The organism is Frankia sp. AiPs1 (assembly GCF_023716945.1).
Taxonomy (GTDB): Bacteria; Actinomycetota; Actinomycetes; order Frankiales; family Frankiaceae; genus Frankia.
Genome location: NZ_JAMQQF010000562.1, coordinates 1 through 3,947, shown reverse-complemented (window position 1 = coordinate 3,947; position 3,947 = coordinate 1). Strand labels below are relative to the sequence as shown.

Genomic DNA, 3,947 nt, shown 5'->3' with positions numbered 1-3,947 from the left:
CGACTACGCGGTCCGGGCCGCGCAGGCCGCCGAGCGCGGATATGCCCACGACTCGGCGGCGACCCTCCTTGCGGGTGCGCTCGACGGTGTCGACCGCCTGCCCGCCGACGACCACGCGTCCCCGGAGAATGATCGTGACGCCGAGCGGGCGCTGCTGTTCGGCCGGTTACTGCGGGCCCAGGTACGGGCGGGCGCGGTGGCGGCCGCCCGCGCCACCCGGCAACGGGCCATCGAGCACGCCGAGGCGGCCGGCCGCGAGGACCTGCTGGTCGCCGCCTTCACCGCCTGGACCGAGCCCACTCCCTGGCAGAGCCGACCCTATGGGACTGTGGACGCGCCCGTCGTCGCGGTGCTCACCCGCCTGCTCGAACGGCCCGGCCTCGACGCCGCCGTGCGCTGCCGACTGCTGGACGCGCTGAGCACGGAGCTCGCCGGCGAGGACGACGCCCGACCCCGGCGGGCCGCCGCGGAGGCGGCGGCCCTGTCCACCGGCGTGGCCGATCCCGACCTGCGCGCCCTCGCTCTCGCCACGTTGGCCAGGGTGCACAACAGCGAGCCCGACTGGCCGGAGCGGGACCAGGTCGGCGAGGAGCTGATCACGCTCGGCCGCACCCACGATCTGCCCGCCTACCGCTCCTTCGGCAACTACACCCGCGCCATCGCGGCGGTCGCGGACGCCGACGTCGCCGGCGTCCGGCGCTTCATCGCCGACGGGCAGGACCTCGCCCGCCGGTACCGGATGCCGGAGGCCGAGGGCGTCGGCGACTACGGGCAGGCGATGCTCGCGCACATCGCCGGCAACCTCGACGACGCCGAGCGCCAGTACACCGAGGCGAGCGCCCGGCTGCTGCGCCACGGGTCGATCCACGCCGCCGGCTTCCAGCTCCTCGCCCTGGCCACGCTGCGCATGACGCAGGACCGGATGGCCGAGTTCGCCGCGCGGGCCGACGACCTGCTGGCCGAGCACGGGCCTGTCGTGCTCGATCTGCTCACGCTCGCCCTGGCCCGAGACGGCCGGCCCGCCGAGGCGGCGCGGATGCACGCCGGCACCGCGGCGCTGCGGCCCGACTTCCTCTTCTCGACCCTCGCCGTCCTGCGCGCCGAGGCGGCCCTCGCCGTCGCGGACCGCCCGCTCGCCCACGCGATGTACACCGACCTGCTACCGCTACGCGGGCAGTTGCCCGGCGCTCTGAGCCTGTCGCTCGCACTGCGGCCGGTCGCCCACACCCTCGGCGATCTCGCCGCCTACCTCGACCGAGGCCCCGACGCCGCCGACCACTACCGGCACGCGATCACGGTCGCCGAACGCTGGGGCGCCACCCACTGGGCCGACGAGGCCCGCCGCGCCCTCGCCGCGGTGACCTGAACCGAGGAGTTCCCGTGATCGACACCCAGCGATTCACCTCCTTCCTAATAATCGTGGCCACGCTGATCGTGGTGCCCGGACCGAGCGTGCTTTTCGTCGTCGGCCGGGGCGTCTCGCTCGGTCGCCGCGCGGCGGTGTTCACCGCACTCGGCAACGAGTCGGCGATGCTCGTCCAGGTCATAGCGGTGGCGTGCGGCCTGGGATTCGTCGTCGACCGCTCCGCCGGTGGTGTGCCCGTCCAGTTCCTGGTTCTCGGCCTGATCTGCGTGGCGATCGCGCTGGTCTCGGACGTGTCGTGGGGCCTGCTCGCCGGCACCGCCCGCACCTGGCTGGCGCGGTCACCGCGCCGGCTGTCGGCCATCGGCGGCGCCTCGGGAGCCGTCATGATGGGACTGGGTCTGAAGCTCGCCGCCAGCCGCCGGCCCTGATCGGGCGGCAGCACCCGGAACGGGGTGACGCCTGCCCTGTGGCGGTGCGGCCGGCGAATCCGGGTCATGGCGTCCGCGTTCCGTCGAGGAAAGGCATGTCATGTCCGAGCTGGGTGACCGAGGGGACCGACCGGACGGGATTTCGTCCCCGGAACAGGTGCTCCTGGCCGCCGGAGTGCCGTTCACGGCGGTGGATCACCAGCCGATTGTCGGGCGGGCGGACGCGGAACTGCTGGGTTTTCCGACCGAGCGGCTCCTGAAGACGATGGTGTTCAGGAATGCGGACCGCGGTTTCGTCCTCGCCGCGCTCCCGGTCACCGGCCGGGTCAACTACGGCAGGCTGGCCCGGGCGGCGGGAACCTCCCGCGCGAAACTCAGCCAGGCGGCTCCGGAGGACCTGCGGGCCCTCGGCATGGAGCCCGGCGGAGCGAGCCCGGTGTGCGCCGCGCCGGGCGTCGTCGTGGTGTTCGACGCCGCCGTGCGGCACATGGGCGTCGTCTGCTGCGGCAGTGGGCGGGCCGATCGCACCATCCAGGTCGACGTCGACCATCTCATCGAGCTGGTCAAGCCGATCTTCGACGACCTGTCCGGGTGAGGGCAGCGCCCCCTCGGCCTTGACACCGATCATCACCTGCCTACTTTCCGTCACCACCGGTAAACCGGCCGGGGATCTGACCAGGGGAGATCCCGTCAGGCGGAGACAGGCCCGGCAGATTCGTTGCGGTAAGTGACGGCCATCCGTTTCCCGTCGGTCGTAGGCCGTTCACCTGCGCATCGGACGCTACCCACGTAACGACGAACCGGGAAAACGCCGACCTCCGGAACGAACGTACCTGGCGTGCGGCGCGCGCCCACCCCTCTGCCAAGGAGCATGCCCGTGGCTCGACCACGCCTGCCTCGTGAACGCCTGCCTCATGAACGCCAGGCTCGTGAACGCCAGGCTCGTGCGCATCCGGCTGGTGAACACCTGCCTCGGCTCCGACTGCCCCGGCCACGACTGCTGCGCGCCGCCGCCGCCGTGACGCTGGTGGCGGCGCTGGCCGCCGCGTGTGCGACGGACTCCTCGACGTCCGACTCGGCCAAGGCCCCGGCCGGCGCGACCGCCGCGATCCCGCAGCTCGCCGCCGACCAGAAGGTCTCGATCGTCTTCGAGAGCTACAACCTGCTGAGCACCGGCACCTGGAAGCCCGTGGTCGAGAGCCTCATCGCGCAGTTCGAGAAGGAACACCCGAACATCACCGTCAAGGGCCAGCCCCCGCAGGGGGTGACCAGCGGCAACGAGTACACCACCAGCATCAAGAACCAGGTGCTGGCGGGAAACCCGCCGGACGTCGGCCAGATCACCTTCAACGCGCTGCGGTTCGCGGCCACCAGCCTGGGCGCGGCGCCCATCGACACCCTCGTCGGCAAGGACGCGCTTGCCGCGAACTACGGCGGCGCGCACCCCTACGCCCCGGCCGTGCCGAAACTCGGCGAGGTCGACGGCCGCACCTACGCCGTCCCGTACGTCTTCTCGACGCCGGTGATGTGGATCAACAAGACGCTGTTTGCCCAGGCCGGTCTCGACCCGGCGAACCCGCCGAAGACCTGGGCGGACGTCAAGGCCGCGGCGCTGGCCATCAAGGCGAGGACCGGCAAGGAGGGCGTCGAGGTCAACTGCCTGACCAAGGCGACCGTGGACTGGTGCTGGCAGTCGATGGTGCTCTCCAACGGCGGCCGGGTGCTGGCGCCGGACGCGAGCAAGCTGACCTTCGCCGACGCGCCCGCCGTCGAGACCGTCTCCATGTCGCAGGACCTCGTCCACAGCGGGGCGATGCCGAACCTCGACCAGCAGCAGGCGCTCAAGGCGTTCTCCAGCGGGCAGCTCGGCATGATGGTCGAGAGCAGCGCCGTGCAGGCCGCCCTGATGGCGGGCGCCAAGGCGAACAACTGGGAGCTCGGCGCCACGGGTGAGCCGGGCTTCGGCTCGAAGCCCGTCGTCCCCACCAACTCGGGCTCGGCCCTGGCCATCTTCAGCAAGGACCCGGCCAAGCAGCGCGCCGCCTGGGAATTGATCAAGTTCCTCACCAGCGACCGCGCCTACACCCAGATCTCCTCGAAGATCGGCTACCTGCCGCTGCGCACCGGGCTCATCGACGACCCCAACGGCCTGC

General features: G+C 72.0%; 3 protein-coding genes and 1 pseudogene. All 4 read left to right on the top strand.

Going from position 1 to position 3,947, the window contains the following annotated elements; translation table 11 throughout:
- A pseudogene (locus ND748_RS27330) lies at positions 1-1,366 on the top strand (transcriptional regulator); the annotation flags it as partial.
- A gap of 14 nt (positions 1,367-1,380) precedes the next feature.
- Entirely contained in the window at positions 1,381-1,794 is a 414-nt protein-coding gene (locus ND748_RS27325) for a hypothetical protein (RefSeq protein ID WP_251749084.1), read from the top strand.
- Between the two features lie 100 nt (positions 1,795-1,894).
- Complete coding sequence (locus tag ND748_RS27320) at positions 1,895-2,389, top strand: aminoacyl-tRNA deacylase (RefSeq protein ID WP_251749083.1); 495 nt, start codon at positions 1,895-1,897, stop codon at positions 2,387-2,389.
- 276 nt (positions 2,390-2,665) lie between these two features.
- The coding region (locus ND748_RS27315) for an ABC transporter substrate-binding protein (RefSeq protein ID WP_251749082.1) at positions 2,666-3,947 on the top strand (1,282 nt) is incomplete at its 3' end.

Coding starts and splice junctions, on each gene's coding strand:
- ND748_RS27320 (WP_251749083.1), top strand. CDS start 1,895: ATGTCCGAGCTGGGTGACCGAGGGGACCGACCGGACGGGATTTCGTCC.